The 21719-nt window shown below is 49.9% G+C and carries 27 protein-coding genes and 1 other annotated feature; of the genes, 22 read left to right on the top strand and 5 right to left on the bottom strand.

From position 1 onward, the window contains the following. Positions 1-4 precede the first annotated feature (4 nt). The 7 genes from KNO79_RS09400 to radC all read left to right on the top strand — a co-directional run bounded on the left by KNO79_RS09400 (position 5) and on the right by radC (position 6344). Positions 5-1222 carry a type II secretion system F family protein gene (locus KNO79_RS09400; protein ID WP_159561979.1) on the top strand — a complete coding sequence of 406 codons (1218 nt, stop codon included), beginning with the start codon at positions 5-7 and terminating at the stop codon, positions 1220-1222. A gap of 141 nt (positions 1223-1363) precedes the next feature. Continuing rightward, positions 1364-1840, top strand: a complete 477-nt coding sequence (locus tag KNO79_RS09395) for a prepilin-type N-terminal cleavage/methylation domain-containing protein (RefSeq protein ID WP_196430429.1) — start codon at positions 1364-1366, stop codon at positions 1838-1840. A gap of 88 nt (positions 1841-1928) precedes the next feature. After that, positions 1929-2681, top strand: a complete 753-nt coding sequence (locus tag KNO79_RS09390) for a prepilin peptidase (RefSeq protein ID WP_214691141.1) — start codon at positions 1929-1931, stop codon at positions 2679-2681. Between the two features lie 12 nt (positions 2682-2693). Continuing rightward, positions 2694-4265 (top strand): pilus assembly protein PilM, encoded by a 1572-nt coding sequence (gene pilM, locus KNO79_RS09385; RefSeq protein WP_214691140.1) that lies wholly within the window; start codon positions 2694-2696, stop codon positions 4263-4265. Next, positions 4262-4969, top strand: a complete 708-nt coding sequence (locus KNO79_RS09380) for a hypothetical protein (protein WP_074037502.1) — start codon at positions 4262-4264, stop codon at positions 4967-4969. The genes pilM and KNO79_RS09380 overlap by 4 nt, the downstream gene beginning before the upstream one ends. A gap of 140 nt (positions 4970-5109) precedes the next feature. After that, on the top strand, positions 5110-5694 hold the full coding sequence (locus tag KNO79_RS09375; RefSeq protein ID WP_214691139.1) for a Maf family protein: 585 nt from the start codon (positions 5110-5112) through the stop codon (positions 5692-5694). Positions 5695-5714: 20 nt separating this feature from the next. After that, positions 5715-6344 (top strand): RadC family protein, encoded by a 630-nt coding sequence (gene radC, locus KNO79_RS09370; protein ID WP_074037954.1) that lies wholly within the window; start codon positions 5715-5717, stop codon positions 6342-6344. A gap of 96 nt (positions 6345-6440) precedes the next feature. On the opposite strand, the gene KNO79_RS09365 is transcribed toward radC, so the two are convergent. Continuing rightward, entirely contained in the window at positions 6441-6758 is a 318-nt protein-coding gene (locus tag KNO79_RS09365; RefSeq protein ID WP_214691138.1) for a hypothetical protein, read from the bottom strand. 259 nt (positions 6759-7017) lie between these two features. Between KNO79_RS09365 and KNO79_RS09360 the strand changes: the two genes are divergently transcribed. The 15 genes from KNO79_RS09360 to KNO79_RS15705 all read left to right on the top strand — a co-directional run bounded on the left by KNO79_RS09360 (position 7018) and on the right by KNO79_RS15705 (position 18371). Next, the gene (locus tag KNO79_RS09360) at positions 7018-7215 is read left to right on the top strand and encodes a hypothetical protein (protein ID WP_074037499.1); all 198 of its coding nucleotides are present in this window, start codon (positions 7018-7020) and stop codon (positions 7213-7215) included. A gap of 72 nt (positions 7216-7287) precedes the next feature. Next, a complete protein-coding gene (locus tag KNO79_RS09355; RefSeq protein ID WP_214691137.1) occupies positions 7288-8121 on the top strand; it encodes a DUF2785 domain-containing protein in 834 nt (277 codons plus the stop codon). 69 nt (positions 8122-8190) lie between these two features. Further along, positions 8191-8631 (top strand): hypothetical protein, encoded by a 441-nt coding sequence (locus KNO79_RS09350; protein WP_214684633.1) that lies wholly within the window; start codon positions 8191-8193, stop codon positions 8629-8631. A 198-nt stretch (positions 8632-8829) separates the two neighbouring features. Continuing rightward, positions 8830-9867 (top strand): rod shape-determining protein, encoded by a 1038-nt coding sequence (locus KNO79_RS09345; RefSeq protein WP_074037493.1) that lies wholly within the window; start codon positions 8830-8832, stop codon positions 9865-9867. A gap of 13 nt (positions 9868-9880) precedes the next feature. Beyond that, positions 9881-10771 carry a rod shape-determining protein MreC gene (gene mreC, locus KNO79_RS09340; protein WP_047795500.1) on the top strand — a complete coding sequence of 297 codons (891 nt, stop codon included), beginning with the start codon at positions 9881-9883 and terminating at the stop codon, positions 10769-10771. A gap of 1 nt (position 10772) precedes the next feature. Next, positions 10773-11267, top strand: a complete 495-nt coding sequence (gene mreD, locus KNO79_RS09335) for a rod shape-determining protein MreD (RefSeq protein WP_049759982.1) — start codon at positions 10773-10775, stop codon at positions 11265-11267. 5 nt (positions 11268-11272) lie between these two features. Beyond that, positions 11273-11941, top strand: a complete 669-nt coding sequence (locus KNO79_RS09330; RefSeq protein WP_251125228.1) for a septum site-determining protein MinC — start codon at positions 11273-11275, stop codon at positions 11939-11941. A gap of 5 nt (positions 11942-11946) precedes the next feature. Then, complete coding sequence (gene minD, locus KNO79_RS09325; RefSeq protein ID WP_015881151.1) at positions 11947-12804, top strand: septum site-determining protein MinD; 858 nt, start codon at positions 11947-11949, stop codon at positions 12802-12804. Positions 12805-12847: 43 nt separating this feature from the next. Beyond that, positions 12848-14173: a ribonuclease E/G gene (locus tag KNO79_RS09320; protein WP_214691135.1), complete on the top strand. Its 1326-nt coding sequence runs from the start codon at positions 12848-12850 to the stop codon at positions 14171-14173. 55 nt (positions 14174-14228) lie between these two features. Beyond that, positions 14229-14302: a sequence feature (ribosomal protein L21 leader region), on the top strand. A 15-nt stretch (positions 14303-14317) separates the two neighbouring features. Further along, positions 14318-14626, top strand: coding sequence for a 50S ribosomal protein L21 (gene rplU / locus KNO79_RS09315; RefSeq protein WP_015881153.1), 309 nt, complete (start codon positions 14318-14320; stop codon positions 14624-14626). A gap of 3 nt (positions 14627-14629) precedes the next feature. Then, on the top strand, positions 14630-14965 hold the full coding sequence (locus KNO79_RS09310) for a ribosomal-processing cysteine protease Prp (protein WP_015881154.1): 336 nt from the start codon (positions 14630-14632) through the stop codon (positions 14963-14965). A 12-nt stretch (positions 14966-14977) separates the two neighbouring features. Then, a complete protein-coding gene (rpmA, locus tag KNO79_RS09305) occupies positions 14978-15259 on the top strand; it encodes a 50S ribosomal protein L27 (RefSeq protein ID WP_015881155.1) in 282 nt (93 codons plus the stop codon). A 66-nt stretch (positions 15260-15325) separates the two neighbouring features. Further along, positions 15326-15766, top strand: coding sequence for a Spo0B domain-containing protein (locus KNO79_RS09300; protein WP_214691134.1), 441 nt, complete (start codon positions 15326-15328; stop codon positions 15764-15766). Then, positions 15767-17056, top strand: coding sequence for a GTPase ObgE (gene obgE / locus KNO79_RS09295; protein ID WP_015881157.1), 1290 nt, complete (start codon positions 15767-15769; stop codon positions 17054-17056). A gap of 40 nt (positions 17057-17096) precedes the next feature. Then, complete coding sequence (locus KNO79_RS15705) at positions 17097-18371, top strand: hemolysin family protein (RefSeq protein WP_015881158.1); 1275 nt, start codon at positions 17097-17099, stop codon at positions 18369-18371. Between the two features lie 43 nt (positions 18372-18414). Here KNO79_RS15705 and KNO79_RS09285 read toward each other — a convergent pair whose 3' ends face one another. The 4 genes from KNO79_RS09285 to KNO79_RS09270 form a co-directional block, all read right to left on the bottom strand. Further along, positions 18415-19188 carry an NUDIX domain-containing protein gene (locus KNO79_RS09285; RefSeq protein WP_214691133.1) on the bottom strand — a complete coding sequence of 258 codons (774 nt, stop codon included), beginning with the start codon at positions 19186-19188 and terminating at the stop codon, positions 18415-18417. 118 nt (positions 19189-19306) lie between these two features. After that, positions 19307-19885, bottom strand: coding sequence for a DedA family protein (locus KNO79_RS09280; protein ID WP_074037484.1), 579 nt, complete (start codon positions 19883-19885; stop codon positions 19307-19309). A 107-nt stretch (positions 19886-19992) separates the two neighbouring features. Further along, positions 19993-20532, bottom strand: coding sequence for a transcription repressor NadR (locus KNO79_RS09275; RefSeq protein ID WP_074037482.1), 540 nt, complete (start codon positions 20530-20532; stop codon positions 19993-19995). Then, complete coding sequence (locus tag KNO79_RS09270; protein ID WP_214691132.1) at positions 20510-21640, bottom strand: cysteine desulfurase family protein; 1131 nt, start codon at positions 21638-21640, stop codon at positions 20510-20512. The genes KNO79_RS09275 and KNO79_RS09270 overlap by 23 nt, the downstream gene beginning before the upstream one ends. Between the last annotated feature and the right edge of the window lie 79 nt (positions 21641-21719).

Here is a 21719-nt window from a genome sequence, read left to right as displayed (position 1 = left end):
AGTGATGGCGATATTTCAGTATGAAGGAAAGCTCCTGAACGGAAAGCGTAAGAAAGGTCGCGTCACGGCCGTCTCGCTTCGGGAAGCGAAAGAAAAGTTGCGTCAAGAATCTATTCTCGTAACGGACTTGGCCGAGCTCGAATCGACCGGACTGAACAAAGAGGTCAACTTGCTGCCAGAACGAGTCAAAATCGAACACTTGATCATGTACGTCCGTCAGTTCGCGACGCTCATCCGGGCGGGTGTCCCGATTGTTCGTGCGACTTCAATCTTACGGGTACAGACCGAGTCGAACGTATTGAAGAAAGCACTGAGTCAAGTCGAGGATGATTTGAAGGAAGGGATTGCCTATTCCGAGGCGATCAAAAAGCACCCACGCGTCTTTTCGAACTTCTTTAGTTCGATGGCACTTGCCGGGGAGACGAGCGGGAACTTGGAGGAGGCGCTCGATCAAATCGGGCTCCAACTTCAAAAACAATATGATGTGAAGCGGAAGGTCATTTCTGCCCTCACGTATCCGTTGGTCGTCTCCATCGTCGCCATCGGCGTGGTCGCCTTTTTAATGGTGAACGTCGTCCCGACGTTTGCGAGCATCTTTGGTCAACTCGGCGGTGAGCTTCCGCTCATCACGCGCATTGTCGTCGCGGTCTCCGATTTCATCGCGGCCTTTTGGTGGTTGTTACTCGGACTCGCGATTCTCGGAGTTCTCACCTTCACCTGGATGTTGAAGCGGGACCGGGAACGATTCGTCATCGATGGCTTGCTATTGAAGATGCCGATTTTCGGAACGATTGTGATGAAATCTCAGATTGCATTGCTAACGCGAAGTTTAGCGGTCCTTCTACAAGCGGCCGTCCCGATTTTGACGGCGATTGAAATCACCGAACGTATCGTATCGAACCGCGTCATCCGGAAAGGACTGACGGAGGCACGTGACATGATGGCGCAAGGGGTCCCGCTTCACGAGCCGCTCATGCGAAATGCAAACTTCCCGGCGCTCATGACTCAGATGATCGCCGTCGGGGAAGAGAGCGGTGATTTGGATTCGATGTTGAACGAAGTCGCTGAGTTTTATGAGACGGAGGTCGAGACGACAACCGACCGTCTGAAGTCGATTATCGAGCCGCTTCTCATCGTCGTATTGGCAAGTGTCGTCGGGGTCATCGTCATCTCGATCGTCGTCCCGATGTTCCAAATCTATGGTGATATTCAGAATCAGTAAAGCAATATGCAAGCTTTTGAAAATATACCTTTTCAATACTATATTTAGAAGGTATAGTAAAATTGTTCTACTTCTATATTAGGTCTAAAGTAATTTATCTAGTTTACACACAGCACATTACGCAAAAGGGGAGAATGAATCATGGTAGAGAAGTTGAAAATGATTTGGCAAGATGCCAAACAGTTAAAAGATGAGCGTGGGCTCACACTCGTCGAGTTACTCGTCGTCGTCGTTATTTTAGGAATTATCGCAGCCATCGCAGTCGTTGCGATTGGTGGGATCATCGAAAACTCGAAGAAAGATGCAATGGTCGCCGATGCGAAACAAATGGTTAGTGCGGCGAAGTTGTATGTTGCTTCGAATGAAGTAGGCAACGGAGCGGTGATTCGATTCGTCGGAACAACAGGAACTGGTGAACTCGACGCTAAAAATATGATTGATACAATGAAAGATCCGTTCGGTTCGAACTACAATAACGGGGTTGTATATGTCACAAAAGGGTCAGACAATAAGTATACGTATAAAGTGTGGCTTGATGGAGCCAAAGATATCGGAACTGCAGCTACGGATGCAGGCACGGTTGCAAGTAGTGGATTGAAGAAAGACTCAGTTAACTAATATTTGTTTATGCCGGCTGGCGCTGGGCACTCGCTCAGCCTAGCCGGTTTTCTATTTTTGGCATATACTGACAAAGGAGGATCCTTCCTTGATTGAATCGATTGGATTCCTATATAGCATCGTCCTCGGGGCGGTCATCACATCGTTCACCAACGTCGTCGGGCTCCGCGTGCCACGTCAGCAATCGATCGTGACGCCGCGGTCAAATTGTCCGTCTTGCGGTCACGAATTGTCACCGTGGGAACTCATCCCGATTTTCGGCTATCTCGCCTTAAGAGGCAGATGTCACGGGTGTGGCGAGCGGATCGCGCCGACGTATCCGATCTTTGAATTACTCGGAGCCATTGGATATGGCTATAGCTTTTCACTCTACGGATTTAGTGTGACGACGCTTCTCGCGTTCGCTTTCTTGTCGACCTTACTAGCTTTGGCGATGTCTGATTTATCGACGATGCTCGTGCCGAATGTCATCTTGCAATTCACGGCACCGGTATTACTCCTCCTCACCTATCTGACAGGGGCATCTTGGTGGACGCCACTTGTAGGGGCGTTGCTCGGATTTTCGCTCCTAGCGACCGTCTTTTTCGTGTCAAAAGGGGGACTTGGGGCAGGGGACGTCAAATTGTTTACTATGATTGGTCTTGTGCTCGGTCCGCGTGACGTGCTAGTTGCCTTGTTTCTATCGAGTTTGATTGGGGCAATTGTCGGGATCGGGTTGATGATCACAAAAAAAATCGGGCGAAAGCAACCGATTCCGTTCGTCCCGTCGATTGCGCTCGGGACGATGTTGACGTTTTGGTTTAGTGAAAGTTTTTTTGATTGGTATTTTGAGTTGATGTAGGGGGAAACGATCATGAGTCGTGGGATAGAGAAAGGGACGGTCACGTATTTTTCGTTTGATGCGCTCAGCATCCACGGGGCCGTCATCAAACAAGGGGTGTTCAAACGAAGCGCCTCGGTTCAGTTAGCAAAAGATGCGTATGGAGAAGGGAAGATTCTCGATGAGACGGCGTTCAGTCTCGCTTTCGATGAACTCTGTCGCAAATTGAAGGTGCGACGCGGGATGACGTGTGCCGTGGCATTGGACGAGACCGAGGTGTTGTCACGGAAAGTGGAGATTCCTTCTTCGATTCCGAAGGACGAGATTCGTGGCTACCTCTTCATGGAAATCGGGAGCTCGATCATCTTGCCGTTCGATGATGTGTCGTTCGACTACGAAGTGTTAGGAGAAGACGGAGTCAAGACGGACGTCATGTTGCATGCTGTTTCGATCGAATTGACGAAATCGCTCCGTGCGTACATGAAAAAACGTGGTCTAGCGTTGAAGAAAATCACGCCACGTTCTGTCGCGGTCGCCAATGGGGTCATACGTTTATCGGAGATTGATCCGCTTCAATCGACATTACTCTGGCATATCACGCCGTTTTCACATCAATTGCTCGTCCTTGAGGAAGGGCAGATCCGTTTCATCCGCTCGATCGAACTGGACCTCCCGTATCAAGTCGGGACGAAAGATGGTGTCGTGACCTATACATATGATGGGACAGGCGAGATGAAGGCCAATCAGTTGGATGACTGGTTGAACGAACTCGCTCGTTTCCTCGACTTCTATCGGTATTCTCTGCGGACGGACGGTCGGGCTATCGATGAGTTATACGTTTCGGGAACTGTCCCGGAAGTCGATGACCTCGTCCGTATGATTCAGTCTGAATCCCTCGTCTCGGTGACGCGCGTCGAGCAACCGCTCGCTATCGCCCATGGGACACCGCTATCGCATCAAATGTTGCCACTCCTTGGGATGGCGACGCTTCAGCGCGATCGTGACACGAACTTCATCAATTCGACGGACGTGACACTCCGTTGGCCGATCGTGACAGGTCTCGTCGCCCTTCTTCTCGGAGGAGGAGCGGCCGGATACTTGTACTATGAGGTCGACCAACTAAAAGCAGAACAGACGCGAATCGAAGAAGAGTTACAGCTCGTTCAAATTTACCAAACCGAACAAGTGAATTCGAAAGCGCAACAAGTGCTCTCGCTCGACCAAACCGTGACGGCGTTGACCGACATGGAAAAGGATGCGGTCCCAGCACTGCGCGCGTTGACTGAGCAGTTGCCGCCTACTGGCTACGTCTTGACGTATAACTACGCGGATGGCTCCATCATGAGCGTCCGAACCCAATTCGAGACGTTAGAAGACTTGAACGCATTCCAGCGCTCGCTCATGACCGATGAGCGGTTCCTCGACGTCAAACTCCTCGGTGTGACGACGGAGTTGAAAGCGGATGTGGATGCAGAAGAAGAGGAAAACTCATTAGAAGAAGATCCGCTTCCACGCTATATCGGAGAGTTTACGTTCATGTTCCAAGACGTGGAAGACGAGTTGACAGAGGAAGAGGACACGGATGAGGAGGTGGTGAGTCAATGAAACGTTCGACAATCTACGCGTTATTTGCGATTTGCCTCCTTGCCGCAATCATCGCACCGGCTTACTTTGGCTATACGTATTACGTCAAACAAGGAGAGGTCGAAGCGCTTGAACGCGACCTCTCGCTCGAACAAACAAAACTGGAGTTATTGCGCCAAGAAGGAAAAGCCGTTGATGTAGCGGACTCTCAGACGCTTCAGACACGGGTTCCAACAGTTCCTGCCCTCGACACGGTCGTTGAGGCGTTGTCGCAGGCAAGTCTTCTTGCGGGTGTCAATGTGACAAGTATCGCATTTGCGGATGGCGTTGTGGCTGAGTCAGAAGTGCCGGAAACGGTCGAGCCGTTCAATCCGGCTGATGTGAGTGCGACGAATGAACCGGCTGAACCAACGGACGTTGCACCTGTCAACGCTTCGACGGTCCGTTCAACGGTCAACTTGCAAGCAGAGACGTATGAAGCGCTCGTCTCCTTCTTGGAGTCGATCGAGTCGATGAATCGGATTCACGTGTTACGGACGGTTCAATTTACCGGACCTGCCGAGACGGGACCGAATACGGTCGAAGAAGTGCAGTCGCTCGAGTTTACAGTCGAGCTCGATGCCTTCTATCGTCCGGACCTCGACCAACTCGTTCCAGACCGATACATTCCGGAACCGGCGTTTGAGCAAAAGGATATCCCGGTATACGACTATACGACACCATAAGTCAGCACGTCCCTTCGCAATTGAAGGGGCGTGTTTTTCGTCGCGGGTAATTGTGTTTAGGAGGCACGTTTCCTACAATCAACAGTGAAGACCGAAACGGGAAGGAACGCCGTTTTGGAAGAAGAGAAGGAGTCGATACAATGAATTCAACACAGAAGCGTGTCATTCTCGCCTCGATGTCACCGCGACGTACCGAGCTATTGACGAAAGCAGGAATCAAACATGAGGTCATCCCATCTACCGTGACGGAAGGGACGGACGGTCGGGAGACACCGAGTGATTACGTCGCTCGTCTGGCCCGGGAGAAAGCGATGGACGTGGCAAGGCATCACCGTGATGCCATCGTCATCGGCGCGGACACGGTCGTCGTCTTGAACGGCATCATTTTAGAGAAACCGACAGACCGGGAGGATGCGAAACGGATGCTTGAACGATTATCCGGTTCGACCCATGAAGTGCTGACGGGTGTGAGCATCATCGGTAAGTCCCAAGATTTGTTCGTCACGACGACGCGTGTGACGTTCGCTGAGATTCCTGAAACCTGGCTAGCGGATTATTTGGATTCGACAGAGCCCTACGATAAGGCGGGTGCGTATGGGATCCAAGGATCGGGTGGTCTCTTCGTCGAAGGAATCGAAGGGGATTTTTATAATGTCGTTGGATTGCCGATCCATCCGCTCGTCAAGACGCTCGACCAGCATGGGGTGACGCCTCGCTTCCTGTGAACTTGAAAGTAGGTGAAGGAATGACCATGGTGCTTGACCGTAGTGTAGAGACCGCCATCGCCAGATTGCTTCAAATCGGAGGACGGGGACCGGACCCGATGGAGACGGCTCGTCGTATCTCGGACGTCTACCCGACGTTACGGGCGTTGTCGCAAGCGTCCGTACACGATTTGTGCAAAATCGAAGGGATGACGAAGAAGAAGGCAGAGCAACTCCTCGCCGCGTTCACAATTGGGATTCGATACGTCGAGGAACCGAAAGTAAGTATGCCGACGATTCGTTCACCGCAAGACGCCTATGAGTTGTTGCGAGATGAATTGAGACTGTTGAATCAGGAGCATTTCGTCTGTTTGTATTTGAATACGAAGAACCAACTGATTGCGCGGAAGACGCTCTTCGTCGGAGGGCTCAACTCGTCAATCGTCCACCCGCGTGATGTGTTTCGTGAGGCGCTCAAGTTGTCGGCGGCATGCTTTATCGCTGTGCACAATCATCCGAGCGGGGACGCGACCCCGAGTCGGGAAGACATCGAGGTGTCTGAACGATTGGTCGAAGCAGGCAATATCGTCGGCATCGCTTGTCTCGACCACGTCATCATCGGGGAAGACCATTACGTCAGCATGAAGCAGCGGGGATATATGAATGGGTAAGGAGTAGAGAGCAGGCATCGTGATGTCTGCTTTTTTGGATTTCATTCACATTCTCATAAAAGTCTAGAATACAATGAATAGAAAAACTCTGATGGACTAAGGTGATACATGTTCTTCTCTGTTCTCGTCCGTGTAAGATTCTAGAGCTATGGAGCCGTTCGATACTCGGTAGTAATAATAGGTGTTAGGGTCATTCATTAATTTGACACTTACTAAGTAATTTTTATCTTTTGGAAGGTTTGCATTAAACGCGGTAACACTCATGATTTCATTTTTAGGGACTTGCTTATCTTCCACTAAATGTTCGTACACCATTTCTTCTAACTGTTCCTTCTTCGAATCAACATAGAGGAACCACCCTCCAATGATTATGATGACAAATATAGTTAAAGTCGTGTAAATTCTCTTTTTCACTATAAATCCTCCTTCGTAAAAAGTGTTAATCATCATTATTAGCGATTCTTTATTGCTCAGGGTTATTCATCTACAGTTAAGTTTCAAATAGACTAAAAACAAGTCAGTCATCTTCCTTCACTATTCAATTGTACTGATTTCGGATAATGCGTATAACCTCATTAAATTTTGGATATAGTTGGAAAACGATGAATGGAAGTGTAGAATTTGAAGAGCGTAGAAATAATGATGCATAAGTTTGTACATAGGAGGTTACCGAATGTCGCGAATCACGATATGGAATGTGATCGGATGGGGATTTCTTCTTTTCTTAGCAGTCAGTAAATCCTTTTTTAGTGAGCAATTGTCTTTGATCACGACTGGTCTGGGCGGATTGATTTGTTTGATGTTGAGTTTGTGGATGATCTATTCCGGAGAAGAAGAATCATCACAACATCCGAATGAAAGGTCTGAATGAACAGCGCTATTTAAACTGTCATTTGGCTAAAGAGTAGATGATGAATCAAATTGAGAAGAGCGGTGTACGCATATGAATGTACTGTCGGAAAACGAATTAAAAGAAGCCCTTCAGATGATGAAAGATGGGGATTTGACGTATTACGAAAAAAACAATGAAGCCATTCTCACCAGCATGGTTCAGCATATCGGGTCACCGGACGGCGAACTCCGTGATCGACTCATATACACGATGTTCTTTCGCTTCATCATCGAACAAAAAGACATCGATTTCGACAAGATGAGTGAACTCCTTGAGACGTCCTTGCATGCTCTTTTGTTTCATAGAATTGAGGAAACGCAGTCGGACGCTGTCTTCACGAGAGCTTTCACGACTCTATTGATGGCTTTGATTCTGCATCGAGACGTTGAAGAGGACTTTTTGACAGAAGACCAATTCCGGCTGGCAACAGAAGGTTTGATTCGTTATCTTCAGCTCGAGAGAGATACAAGAGGTTATGTGAATGGCAAGGGATGGGCCCATTCGATTGCCCACGCGGCAGATGCGGTGGACGAACTGATCGCAAATCCGAAACTGGATCCAGCGTCATTTCCGGAACTCTTCCACGTCATTATCAATCAAATCATGCGTTCTGAGGTATTGGCGCATGATGAAGACGAACGTCTCATCCATCCGCTCCTACGTTTACTCGAACGAGGGATGGATTCTGAAGTCATTCATCGCTATGTAGAGCAGCTTCCACATCACTTAGAAGAATGTAAGCAACATCTTGATGATGAGGAAAAATATTGGTACGTCGTCCATAATGTGAAAACATTCTTGAAGAGTCTATATGTCCGTTTAAACGAAGAACAGCGGCATGATCTGATCCAACAATCTATTCTCGTCACACTGAAAAAGTTGTGATGTGATCAATTAAAGTAGTTTTCTCTAATCGAATCAAGATGTTGATTAGAAAACAAATGAGGTGTTTTTATGGAAAAAATAATTTGGATACTGATGGTCGGATTATCGCTTTTTGTGAGTTACATACATCTAGAACCAACCATCTTCTCTATCGTTGTGTTCATCCTGTTTTTATTTGTGAGCACAGCGCTATTTATGCGGTTCGATCAGGACCACTGGCTCGACCGCGTCTCGCCGCTCGTTGGTGTTGGCGTAGGAGTTCTATCGCTCATCGCTTATCTCGGTATGATCGTGCTCTCTTTCAATGAACTCAATCAACTCGGCATCTGGACGGTACTCGTCCGCCTCCTGCTCATGTACATCGGAATTTACATTTTCGTTGTGACGACATCGAGCTTTTTGGCAGGAGCGACCCGACTCAAGCCATCCCGCTTCTTTCGGCCGGTGTTGATTTTCTCGGTATTCTTTTACGGAGCGATGTTACTGCTTCCGCTCCAACCGGGATTGTAACCGTTCTCTCCTTAGGCAGACGCTCACTTGCGTCTGCTTTTTTGATTTGCCTTTTTGCCGAAAAGAAGGCAAACTAATAGACGGTGAGACAGGACTGAGATGCGGTTATTGTAAATAACCTGTAATCGAATGAACGTTTTCAAACATGATTTTTCCGTTATAATAAAAAATAGTGTAATGAAGAGAGGAGCAACACCTATGTTTCGTAGTTTTAACCGAGAGATCGGAATCGACCTTGGAACGGCTAACACGCTCGTTTATGTAAAGGGTCAAGGAATTGTTGTTCGTGAACCGTCCGTCGTGGCGTTCCGCACAGATACAGGTAGAATTGAGGCCGTTGGTAACCAGGCCAAAGATATGATTGGACGTACTCCGGGGAACGTCTCTGCACGTCGTCCGATGAAAGACGGCGTCATCGCTGACTTCGAAACGACAGCGACGATGATCAAATACTTCATGGAGCAAGCTCAAAAATCAAAAGGCGGTTTGTTCTCATCGAAGACGAACGTCATGATTTGTGTCCCAAGCGGTATCACGTCTGTTGAAAAACGTGCCGTGGAAGACGCTGCGAAACAAGCAGGCGCTCGTGAAGCATACACAATCGAAGAACCGTTCGCGGCAGCAATCGGTGCAGGTCTCCCAGTTTGGGAACCGACTGGCTCGATGGTCGTCGATATCGGTGGCGGTACGACCGAAGTCGCAGTGATCTCACTCGGCGGCATCGTGACAAGCCAATCGATTCGTGTCGGTGGTGACGAAATGGATGATGCCATTATTCGTTACATCAAGAACAAGTACAACCTCATGATCGGGGAGCGTACATCTGAGACGCTCAAAATGGAAGTCGGTTCGGCGCGCATCGATGCATCGAACGAAGCGGAGAAGATGGAAATCCGTGGTCGCGATCTCGTAACAGGACTTCCAAAACAAATCGAAGTCACATCTGCAGAAGTATGTGAAGCTCTTTCTGATACAGTCGAAGCGATTTTAGCAGGGGTCAAACAAACGCTTGAGCAAACTCCTCCAGAACTTGCGGCTGACGTTATGGACCGCGGAATCGTCTTGACTGGCGGCGGCGCCCTCCTCAAAAACTTGGACGACGTGATCTCAGACGAGACACACATCCCGACACTCGTTGCGGATGAGCCACTCGACTGCGTAGCGGTCGGGACTGGAAAATCTCTTGAAATGATGGACGTCCTCCGTTCGAAATCAGGCATCTCGTCACGTCGATGAGAGGTGAGACACGATGAGCCGATTCGTACGTAATAAAAAGCTCATCATCACGCTAATTGTACTGATCTTGTTTTTCGTCATTTTAGGTGTTTCGATTCGAGGACGATCGGAATCAGCCTGGTACCAAGATGTCACGCGTGATGTGGTCGGCACGTTCCAGCGAGTGTTCGCGGTACCAATCGGGTGGATGGACTCAACGGTCTCGTCCATCTCAGATGTCCGCGATATCTACGAAGAGAACCGCCAGCTGAAAGAACATTTGGCGAAGTACGCCGAGGTATCGGTTGAAGCGGATGATTTGCGCCGTGAGAATGAGGAGCTTCGAAAGATGGTCGAAGCAAGAGACGAGTCGTTACGTGACTTCGACCTCATTCCGGCGGAGGTCATCGGTCGGACACCGAACGATTGGCAACGCTACGTCACCATCAACGTCGGTTCAGAACGCGGCGTTGAAAAGGGCATGGCCGTGACCGCAGCGAGCGGGATGGTCGGTCGTGTCATTCAGACGAGTGCTTATACGTCGCAAGTTCAACTGCTCAGCGACAACAACCGGACGAACAACGTCTCGGCTGTGGTCAAAGATGCGGACGGCAAACCGACGTATGGGACGGTAGACGGATTCGACACGGAGACGAATGAATTGTTCTTCACGAAAGTATCGAATAGCGTCAAGCTGAAAGAAGGAGAAATCGTATCGACGTCCGGACTCGGTGGACGTTATCCGGCTGGACTCGTCATCGGTACGATCGAATCGATCGAGACGGATGAATATGGCGTCTCACAAGTCGCCCGGATTAAACCGGAGGCCGACTTCAATGAGTTCTCACAAATGTACGTGATTGATCGGACACTAGACGAACCGTTTTTAACGGGTCCCGAGGAAGGAGGAGCAGCGGGTGAGTAACATGAAAGTGTTCATCGCCCTGTTCCTCCTTTTTCTTATTGAAGGAACATGGGCATCGATTTTTTCTTGGCACTACGCCACGCCGTTTCTTTTGTTGACGCTGATCGGGTTGATGTTTGTCAGTCTGTACGGTCGATGGGAGACGGCACTCGGGTTTGGGCTTGTCTTCGGACTGCTGTATGATATCGTCTACACCGACCTGATTGGAATCTATGTATTTACTTTTTCACTCATTCCTCTCTTAGCCAGCTTCGTGTTAAAATATATAGGTGAGAACTTCTTCTCCGTCACCATTACGTTCACGTTTATGATTCTCGTTTTCACCTTTGCGATTTACGGGATCATGGCGGCGATTGGTGGGACGTTGATGACGATTCAAACACTATTGGTTGAACAGATTCCAGGGACGATGCTCGTCAATGCCATCGCCATCGTGATTCTTTATTATCCGATGACGCGTTATGTGACGACACGCCCTGTTGCGAAAAGAGGGTAGCCATGATGGAGCGTAAACGACACATTACGATTAAAGGACATCGCAACGGCATTGCCATTCACTTCAATCCGAAGAGTGGCATCGACGAGGTGCTTACGGACTTAGAAGCGACATTACAAGAAATGGAGCCGCCGTCCGGAAAGATTGCCCTGAAGTTGCACGCGGGTACTCGTTATATTGACGAGGAGCTGTCACGTCAAATTCGTGAGGTCGTCGCTCGTCATGGCGTTTTTTATATTGAAGACTTGTCGAGCGATGTCATGTTGACAGAAGAAGCGAAAGCGACGTACGGCAGAAAGACATTCCACTATCACAGCGGGACGATTCGGAGTGGGCAAGTCTTGACGTTTGACGGTTCTGTGCTCGTGATCGGGGATATCAATCCTGGGTCAGAGGTCCGGGCGACAGGAAGTATTTATTGTTTAGGGACGATACGAGGAAATGTACGCGCCGGTGTCGAAGGATGGGAAGAAGCGGTCATCACCGCGAGCCTGCTCCATCCGAAGTTTTTAGCAATCGGCGAACGTATACTCACAGCCGATGACGGGGAAGAACTTCCTGAGATTGAGATGGGTTGTGCGTATCAGACGAGTGATGGGATTGAGATGACACGTCTCCGCCACGTCATGACAGGTCTGAAAGACGCATATGCAATGGAATTACAGAGAGGGTGAGTGGAATGGAGCAAGTAGTGGAGCCTGTACATACAGAAAAAGAAGTTAAAAACGGCAGAGCCATCGTCGTGACATCAGGAAAAGGGGGCGTCGGGAAGACAACGACGACCGCCAACATCGGGACGGGGCTCGCCTTGTCTGGACACTCGGTCTGTCTCGTCGATACAGATATCGGATTGCGTAACCTCGATATCATTCTCGGTCTCGACAACCGGAGCATTTATAACCTTGTCGATGTCATCACGGGTCAATGTAAGTTGAATCAGGCGCTCGTCCGCGATAAACGCTTCGAGGAGATGTATTTACTCCCGGCCGCACAGTCGAAAGACAAGACGTCAGTGAATCCTGAACAAGTGAAAGAAATCGTTGACCAGTTGAAGACGGAATATGATTTCGTCTTGATTGACTGTCCTGCTGGAATCGAGCAAGGGTTCATGAACGCGATTGCCGGTGCGGATGAGGCGATCGTCGTCACGACACCTGAAAAAGCGGCGGTTCAAGATGCAGACCGAATCATCGGGATGCTCGAGCAAGCGGAACATATCGATGCGCCTAAACTGATTGTCAACCGAGTCAAGAATCATCTCGTCGAATCGGGCGACATGCTCGACATCGATGACATCATGCGCATCCTGTCGATTGACTTACTCGGTGTCGTCATCGACGATGAGGAAGTCATCGCAGCCGCGAACCGCGGTGTCCCGGTCACGATGAATCCGGACAACTATGCCGGGCAGGCTTACCGGAACATCACGCGCCGTATTCTTGGCGAATCGGTCCCGCTCATGTCGATTCAGACGGAGACGGCACCGGTCGGCTTTTGGGCACGACTCATGATGAAATTTGGAATGAAAAAAGCGTAAAGGCAACGGAAGTTGCCTTTTTCTGTCGAAAGGAGTGATGCAGATGAAGCTAATCTACGAACGAACACCTTCCATCGAACGGGCGATGCTCGTGGACGGCGAACGATTACTCGAAGTCGAGGAACGGTTTGTCGACCAACTGTCTGTCGGGACCATCGTCGAAGCCGGAATTGAAAGGATCCACCCGTCACTCGGGGCAGCCTTTTTGACGGATGGGGAGACGACATACTTTCTCCCGATCGCAGAGACGCTACGTGCGCTCGCCTCGTATCCGGAAGTGCCCGCCATCGGGCAAGCGGCAGTCGTCGGAGAAAAGCGACTCGTCCAAGTGACAAAAGAAGGAATCAACGGCAAGCATCATAAAGTGACAGAGAACATTCGATTCGGTGGGCGATATCTTGTGTATTTCCCATTTGGACGTCGTCAACTGTTCAGCCGGAAACTCGACCTCGTCACGCAGGACCGCCTCTCAAAGGCGCTCGACTTAACGGAAGAGGAAGGGGTCTTATTTCGGACGGAAGCCGGACAAGTGGCCCCGGAAGCGTTACAGGAAGAACTGAATCGATTGCGTAACCGTTCGACCATAGTGATCGAGCAACGGTTCGGGCAAGACGAGCTACTATGCGAACAATTCGTGAGACGTCATGCAGTCGAGTCCGTGCTGTTGAATGACAAAGAAGGGCAAACGCGACTCGAACGATTGGATGTCCCGGTGAAACGTCATATCGGAAAAGGGCGGATGCCTGAAGCGAAACGTCTCGATGGAGCCATCGAGAAACTGGAGAGTCGTGCCGTCTGGTTGGATGGTGGGGCGTTCGTCTTGATCGAACAAGTCGAGACGATGACCGTCATCGACGTGAATAGTGGCAAAAATGTCGCCGTCAAAGACAAGGGGCGTGCGGCCGATACCATCAATGAAGCCGCGCTCTATTCGATCATGGAGCAGTTGCGTCTGCGAAATATCGGCGGCATGGTCATCATCGATTTCTTACGAGGTTCAAAGGAAGGGCAGACCCGTCTCCTTAAAAAGATGAAAGAACTCGGGGCGCGTGACCCACGACGTGTCGAAGTGTACGGCTTCACACGGATGGGGCTGTTCGAGCTGTCGCGGGAACGGACCGGGCGCTCGATTCAAGACCGGATGTTTCATGCCGGCAAGCCTTCAAAATTGGCCATCTTCTCACAGTTTGAACGGTCGCTCCTTGATTTGAATGATCAATACGAAGCGGTCGTGCTCTCACTCCCTAATAAGTGGCATGACGCTTCTTGGCACGGATTTGACATTGAGGTGCACCTCGTCGAAGGGGAGCCGGAGTTCGTCTTTTATGGGACGTCCGAAGAATGTCAGAATTTCTTATCTCGTCGTTGACAATGATTAATTGAGAATGGTATTATCTATAACGTTAGTTCGTTTGGAAGCACCCAAATGGCTACAACCGCACAGAACGGGTTTTTAAAGGTTTTTGCCCTGCCCAGGATGGCGAGTCTGAGTTTAACAAGGAGGTGCACGTATATGTACGCAATCATCAAAACTGGTGGTAAGCAAATCAAAGTTGAAGCAGGTCAAGAGATCTACATCGAAAAACTCGATGCTGATGTCGAAGGTACTGTAGAATTCGGTGAGGTTCTTTTCGTTGGTGGTGACGATGTTAAAGTCGGCGCTCCACTCGTAGAAGGCGCTAAAGTTGTCGGTACTGTGGTAAAACACGGCCGCGCTAAGAAGATCACTGTCTTCAAAATGAAAGCTAAGAAAAACTACCGTCGTAAGCAAGGTCACCGTCAGCCTTACACGAAAGTTCGCATCGAGAAAATCGAAGCGTAAGCTATGATTCGGGTCAAGGTAAGACGAGACGAGGCGAAGTCGATTCGCTCCGTCGAAGTGACTGGTCATGCCAATTTTGCAGAACCTGGTTCTGACTTGGTGTGCGCCGGTGTTTCAGCCATCATCTTTGGTGCCTATAACGCCGTCGAAACGCTTGCGGGTCAATCGCTTCTTGTAGAAATGGCAGATCAAACAGAGGGTGGTTACTTTTATGTCGAGACGTATCCTGACTTATCACCGCAGGATATGGAACGCACCCAACTGTTATTAGAAGGGATGCTCGTGCAGTTAGACACGATCGCCCAAAGCTACGGTGAATATATCCAAATTGAACAATAGGAGGTGGACCTCATGTTACAATTGAACCTTCAGTTCTTCGCTTCGAAAAAGGGAGTTGGTTCGACTAAAAACGGTCGTGACTCAATTTCGAAACGTCTCGGTGCAAAACGCGCTGACGGACAAACAGTTTCAGCTGGATCAATCCTTTACCGCCAACGCGGTACAAAGATTCACCCAGGTGAAAACGTTGGCCGTGGTGGCGACGACACTTTGTTTGCGAAAGTTGACGGCGTAGTACGCTATGAGCGTCTTGGTCGCGACAAGAAACAAGTGAGCGTTTACCCAGTCGCGTAAGTTGAACGACGCAGAAGACTCTAGCCACTTATTTGGTTAGAGTCTTTTTTTCTAGGAGAGGATCAAATGGATTCAGAACAGACACTCGAGCTCTTATCGACCGTCCGTCACGAATGGATGAATCGGCTTCAATTGATCTCGCTCTATGTGGCTCTCGATCCGACTAAGCTCGAGGAACTTTACGAACGCTATCGGAAACAGGCCGACGAAGAGAGTGCGCTCGTTCGTTTGAACGTGCCACAGACGAGCCTAGTCGTGATTCAAGCGAATTGGGAGGGACGGATGACGTATACGATTTCAACCGACCAACTCGCCATCGATGACGCGCGAGTGGCAGAGATGCTTGTCCGCTTGTTAGACAACACGGATGGGGCGATTCATGTGACGTTCACGGACGGACTGATGGTTCGCGTCACGGGCGCTGTCCCGGACGATGTGAAGGCATCAGCCGATGTGTACGAACAGAACGTAGATACCACTACGTTTCACATAAAGGAGGGGAAATAAATGTTTGTCGATCAGGTTAATATTTTTGTAAAAGCTGGAGACGGCGGAAAAGGGATGGTCGCTTTCCGTCGCGAGAAATACGTTCCAGACGGTGGTCCTGCAGGTGGTGACGGTGGTCACGGTGGGGACGTCATCTTTGAAGTAGAGGAAGGATTGCGGACGCTCGTTGATTTCCGCTATTCGAAGAAGTTTATCGCCCATGATGGCGAAAAAGGGATGTCAAAAGGGATGCACGGACGTAAAGCGAAACCGCTCATCGTCAAGGTCCCACCTGGCACGATCGTGTTCGATGCCGAAACGGATACCGTCATCGCAGACTTGACCGAGCACGGCCAACAAGCGACGATCGCCAAAGGCGGTCGTGGTGGTCGCGGGAACTGTCGTTTTGCGACGCCTGCCAACCCGGCTCCGGAAATTGCGGAGAACGGGGAACCAGGTCAAGAACGTGAGTTGCGTCTCGAGTTGAAACTCCTCGCAGACGTCGGTCTCGTCGGATTCCCGTCTGTCGGGAAGTCAACGCTTCTCTCTGTCGTCTCGTCGGCACGCCCGAAAATCGGTGCGTACCACTTCACGACGATCACACCGAACCTCGGTGTCGTCAAGACAGCGGACGACCGTAGTTTCGTCATGGCCGACCTTCCAGGTCTCATCGAAGGGGCGAGCCAAGGCGTCGGTCTCGGTCACCAGTTCCTTCGCCATATCGAACGGACGAAAGTTATCGTTCACATGATCGATATGAGTGGTATGGAAGGGCGCGACCCGTTCGAAGACTACACGACGATCAACCGTGAGCTCGAGTCGTACAACTTACGTCTCCTCGAGCGTCCACAAGTCGTCGTGGCGAACAAAATGGATATGCCGGACGCAGCGGAACATCTTGAAGAGTTCAAGAAGAAGGTAGGGGACGATGTCAAAGTCTTCCCGATCTCAGCACTCGCTCAAGATGGTCTTCGTAACTTGTTGATCGAAGTGGCTAACTTTGTCGATACGACACCAGAATTCCCACTCGATGAGCTCGAAGAGAAGACAGCGACGCCTCGTGTCGTGTATCGTTATGAGAAGGAAGAGAAAGGCTATCAAATCCACATCGATGAATACGATCGCTTCGTGATCACGGGCCCTCGTATCGAGAAACTCTTCAAGATGACGAACTTTGACCATGATGAGTCAATCAAACGATTTGCTCGTCAAATGCGTCAAATGGGCGTCGATGACGATCTTCGTAAGTTGGGTGCCGAGGACGGTAGTGTCGTGGCAATCCTCGACTTCGAATTCGAGTTTGTGGAATAAAAAAATTATTTGTTAAGAAGAAACGGAGTGTGAAGCTAACGTGGACCCTGTGCCCTCGTCAAGTTTAATTCTATATGTAGTTCTCGTCATGTTGTCAGCGTTTTTCTCATCGGCAGAAACGGCGCTCTCGAGTGTGAACCGGGTCCGGATGATTCGGATGGCGGAAGATGGTGATAAAGCCGCAAAACGTGTCCTCAGTCTCGTCGACCGTTTTGATGATACCCTCTCGACGATTCTCGTCGGGAACAACATCGTCAACATCGGTTCGGCGACGGTGTCGACCGCCATCGCCACATCTATTTTCAGTGGGGGAACCGGTCTTCTCGTGTCAACGTTCGCGACGACGGTCATCATCTTGATTTTCGGTGAGATTTTACCGAAATCGCTCGCGAAAGAGTTTGCGGAGAAGTATTCGCTTCTCATCAGTGGAATCCTTGTGTTCCTCGTCAAAGTCCTCAAACCGGTGACGATGATTTTCACCGGCTTGAAGAAGTTGACGCTGCGGATGATCGGGATGAAAGACAAGGAGCCATCCGTCACCGAAGAAGAGTTGAAAGTGCTCGTCGATATGGGAGAAGAGGAAGGTGTGCTCGGAGAGACGGAAGCAGAGCTCGTCCATAGCGCCTTTGCCTTCAACGATATTACGGTCGATGATGTGCTGACGCCACGAATCGATATTCTGGCCGTCGACATCGACGATTCGCTCGATGAAATCAAAGACACGATTTTCAGTGGTGGACATTCGCGTTTACCGGTCTACAAAGACTCGATTGACAACGTCATCGGTGTCTTGTCGGAACGTGACTTCTTGCGTTCGATGATGAAGGATGAAGTGACGGATGTCCGTTCGCTCATCCGACCGCTCACGTACGTGTCACCGCAGACGAAATTGATTGAACTACTTCCGATTCTCCAGCAGAAACAATCTCACATGGCTGTCGTCCTCGATGAATTCGGGGGCACGGCGGGTCTCATCACGTTAGAAGACATGCTTGAAGAACTCGTCGGCGACATCTGGGATGAGCACGACGAATCCGTCGTCTATCTCAGACGTCTCCGTGAAGGGGTCTATGAGTGTATGGCTGACATGAACGTTGATGAATTCGCGGAAGAGATGGGGATTGCAGAACCAGACGTCGATTCCAACACGATGGGCGGTTGGTTCGTTGAATTGCTCGGTGACATCCCGGAGAAAGGTGCACAAGTCACGTATCAAGACATGACGTTCACCGTTCTCCATGTGGAGAAACGCCGTGTCCGGAAACTGTTAGTGGAGACTGGACAATCTCAACAAGAAGACATGCAAGAAGCATAAAGAAAAGGGATGATTCGCACATAGCGGATCATCCCTTTTTGCGTCATACGGATTGGCGTTCAATGCGCTCAATCAGTTCATATGGTCGTACTTTATAAATGGCGTAAGGCATATAGGTCGGGTCCATGGCATCGAGGAAGCGCATCTGGAAATGCTCTCGTTTGATGTAGTCGCCGATGTTGCTTGCGTCAACTTTATAGAATCCAACTTCCTGTGTCTCGCCAGCCTGCGGTTTGAGGTCACCTGATACATAAGTGGCGCGGAAGGTGACACAGAGGACGCGGGACGACACGTTTTGATAAATCCCGGTGATCCCTTCTACTTTGATTTCCGCACCGGTCTCTTCGCGTACTTCACGATGGATGGCATCCACGATGGACTCATGTTCTTCCACTTGTCCGCCAGGCATTTCAAACGAATCGTTCCGATGCATATTTTTGACGAGGAGAACTTCGCCTGCTTCGTTCGTAATGTACGCCGTCACAGAAACGATGGTGCGGGGTGGCGTATAGTGACCGGTCGGCATCATGAATTCTTCACTCGACTTGATATACAAATCTTTGCCTAGTCGGGCCCGCTTCTTCATCGCTTCCCGTCGTAAGGCGCTGCCCCGATAGTCCCGTTCGACTTGCTCATAATGTTCACGGTCCCGGTATTCCCATAATGCCATGACCTCGGACTTGTCTTCGGTCACCCAGCGTCCGACGAGGCGGGCGCCATGCGACGCCTGGATCGGATAAATGTATGTATGGAAAAAGTCGGTGAATTCTTGCAGGCGTTCAGGTCGAATCGTATACGTTTTACGGCGATGGAACATGATGATTCCTCCTTTTTCGTTGTGCGGTGTCCTATATATATGACCGCGATTCGCTTACATGGTTCTTATTCGACAGATATTAGCGTTTCCCTTTCCAACAAAAAAGAATCAGCTTCAGTTAAGCTGATTCTTTCACACGTTTTGGTTGCTGACGAACATGTCGAACGACGAGGATAATCCCGACAGCAAGAGCCAAGAAGGGGATGACATCGTCCATGAAGTGGCCGATCATGCGCCAGTTGCTACCAAGCATCATCCCGACATGGATGAAGATGAATGACCAGACGGCGAAAATCAAGGTCGTCACCGACAAAAACTTACGGAACGATAGACGCATCACCCCGGCGCTCACGGCGAATAATTGACGCCAAAACAGGCTGAGACAGACGATCCATGCACCGTATTTCTCAAACCAGCGCTCGGCCCGGAGTTGCTTGTCTTGCCGAATTCGAAAATACCGATACAGTTTGAGCGCGACGGGACGCCCACCATATCGACCGATCCAGTACAGACCGATTTGGCTGAGCGTGAAGGAGACCCACGCCAGTAGGAACGTCAGGAAGAAGGGCGCGTCATGCGAGTCGACGAGGAAGCCTCCGTATGCGAGAACGAGTTCGTTCGGGATGAATTGAACCAAGATACCGATGGGAATGCTGAAGACCCCACAGACGGCGAGTAGATGCTCGAGGACGTTCAAGACTTAGCCCTCCTTTCAAATGATTTCAGGAAAGATGTTCCATCCATCAGTATAACGGACATGACTGAAAAGAAAAAGAAGAGATGTCACATATTCGTGACGTCTCTTCAATCTAATTCGGATACGAGAATCCCGAGGCGGTCCAATTCTTTTACCGCAGCATCGATTGCCTCTTTATGGTCTGATTCGAGCGTATGGATATGGAAGCCACCCGTCAACTGGGAGAGCGGGGAAGCCCCATGCGTCTTCACTCGTTCGAGGAAGGCGCGGACGTCGCGGCGACTCTTCACCATGAGTTGTCCCGTGATAGACCCGTATACAGGATGGTCGATGATGACGTCTTTGATGGTGACCCCTTCATCGACGATGGCGTTCATCTCCGTCTCCATCTCTTCTGCCGTATGACGACAGGCTACCTTTTTCGAATAGGTGGAGGGGGTGAGGTCTCCATGCAAGTAGACATACCCACGAGCGGTCGCGACGATTTGATGGCCTTTCGCTTTTAGCAACGATAGGTCTTGGACGATGACCTGACGACTGACGGATACATGTCTTGCCAGTTCAGATCCTGTGATTGGCTCATTGCTCGATTCAATCAATTGTAATAGTGTGCGACGGCGTTCTTCACCGGCTAAACGTTTGTTCATGATGTTCGACTCTCCTTGCTAAAATGACGATGGCATCGGCGAGGGCCGATGTGTCTTCGGCGGTCGTTTGCGCGCCGAAGGAAATGCGGACGAGTCCATGACAGGCGCTCGTCTCATATCCGAGTGCTTCGAGCATGCGATTTGGTCCATTTTGACCTGCTCGACATGCCGACCCAGCCGATACTTGGAACCCGAGATCGTCGAGCTCGGTCATCCACCATTGTCCGTCGCGTTGATGGGAGACGAAGGAGAAAATGGCGGGACTTTGTTCATCAAACTCGAGCCAATGGACATGCGCTGACGTCTTCTCTTTCAAGATAGCACGAAACGCCATGAAATTTCTCTGAAAACGTGTCAATTGTTCCTGACGTTCTCCGAGTGCTTTTGCAAAGGCACTGATTCCAGGAACGTCAATCGTTCCGGGACGAATCCCGTATTGATGATGCCCCGGATAGTATGGGGGAGGAATCAGACGTTCCATGTAGAGGGCGCCGACTCCTTTCGGTCCACCTACTTTGTGAGCACTGAACGAATAGGCATCAATGCCTTCGACAGAAATCGGGATTTTCCCGAGTGCCTGGACCCCGTCCACATGGAAGAGGATTTTCTTATATTTCAAGAGGCATTGGATGTGGTGGAGCGGTAACACCCAGCCTGTGTCGGAATTGACATGCTGGAGCGTGACGAGCCCGATGTCACGGTCGAGTAGGTGTGTGAATGCATCTAAATCAAACTTCCCATCCTTCAGTTTCAACCGATGAACGATTATTCCTTCCCGTTCCCACTCTTCAAGTAAGAGGGCGACCGAATCATGTTCATGCCAAGACGTGATCACTTCTTTGCCCTTCATCCGTTTACGTAAACTTGTCAGTGCGATGTAATTGCTCTCCGATCCACTCCCAGTGAATAATAATTTTCCTCGTAACATATCAAGACCGAGCGCCTGTTTGATCAAGCGTCTTGCTTCTGTCAAATAATCTTCTGCCATATAACCTTGGGTATGGAGTGATGATGGGTTCCCATAAACGTTTTTGGCCATCGCCACGTAATGGTCTAATGCTGCATGCGTCATCGGGTGTGTAGCGGCGTAGTCGAAGTAGCGGTTCATCATGGACTCCCCTTTTCTCATGTTGTCTTCTACACAAAATTATGCGAAACTAGTTTACAAGTCAACATTACATATGAAA

The sequence above is a fragment of the Exiguobacterium sp. s43 genome (assembly GCF_018617255.1).
Lineage (GTDB): Bacteria > Bacillota > Bacilli > Exiguobacteriales > Exiguobacteriaceae > Exiguobacterium > Exiguobacterium profundum.
This window is presented reverse-complemented; position numbering and strand designations above follow the sequence as displayed.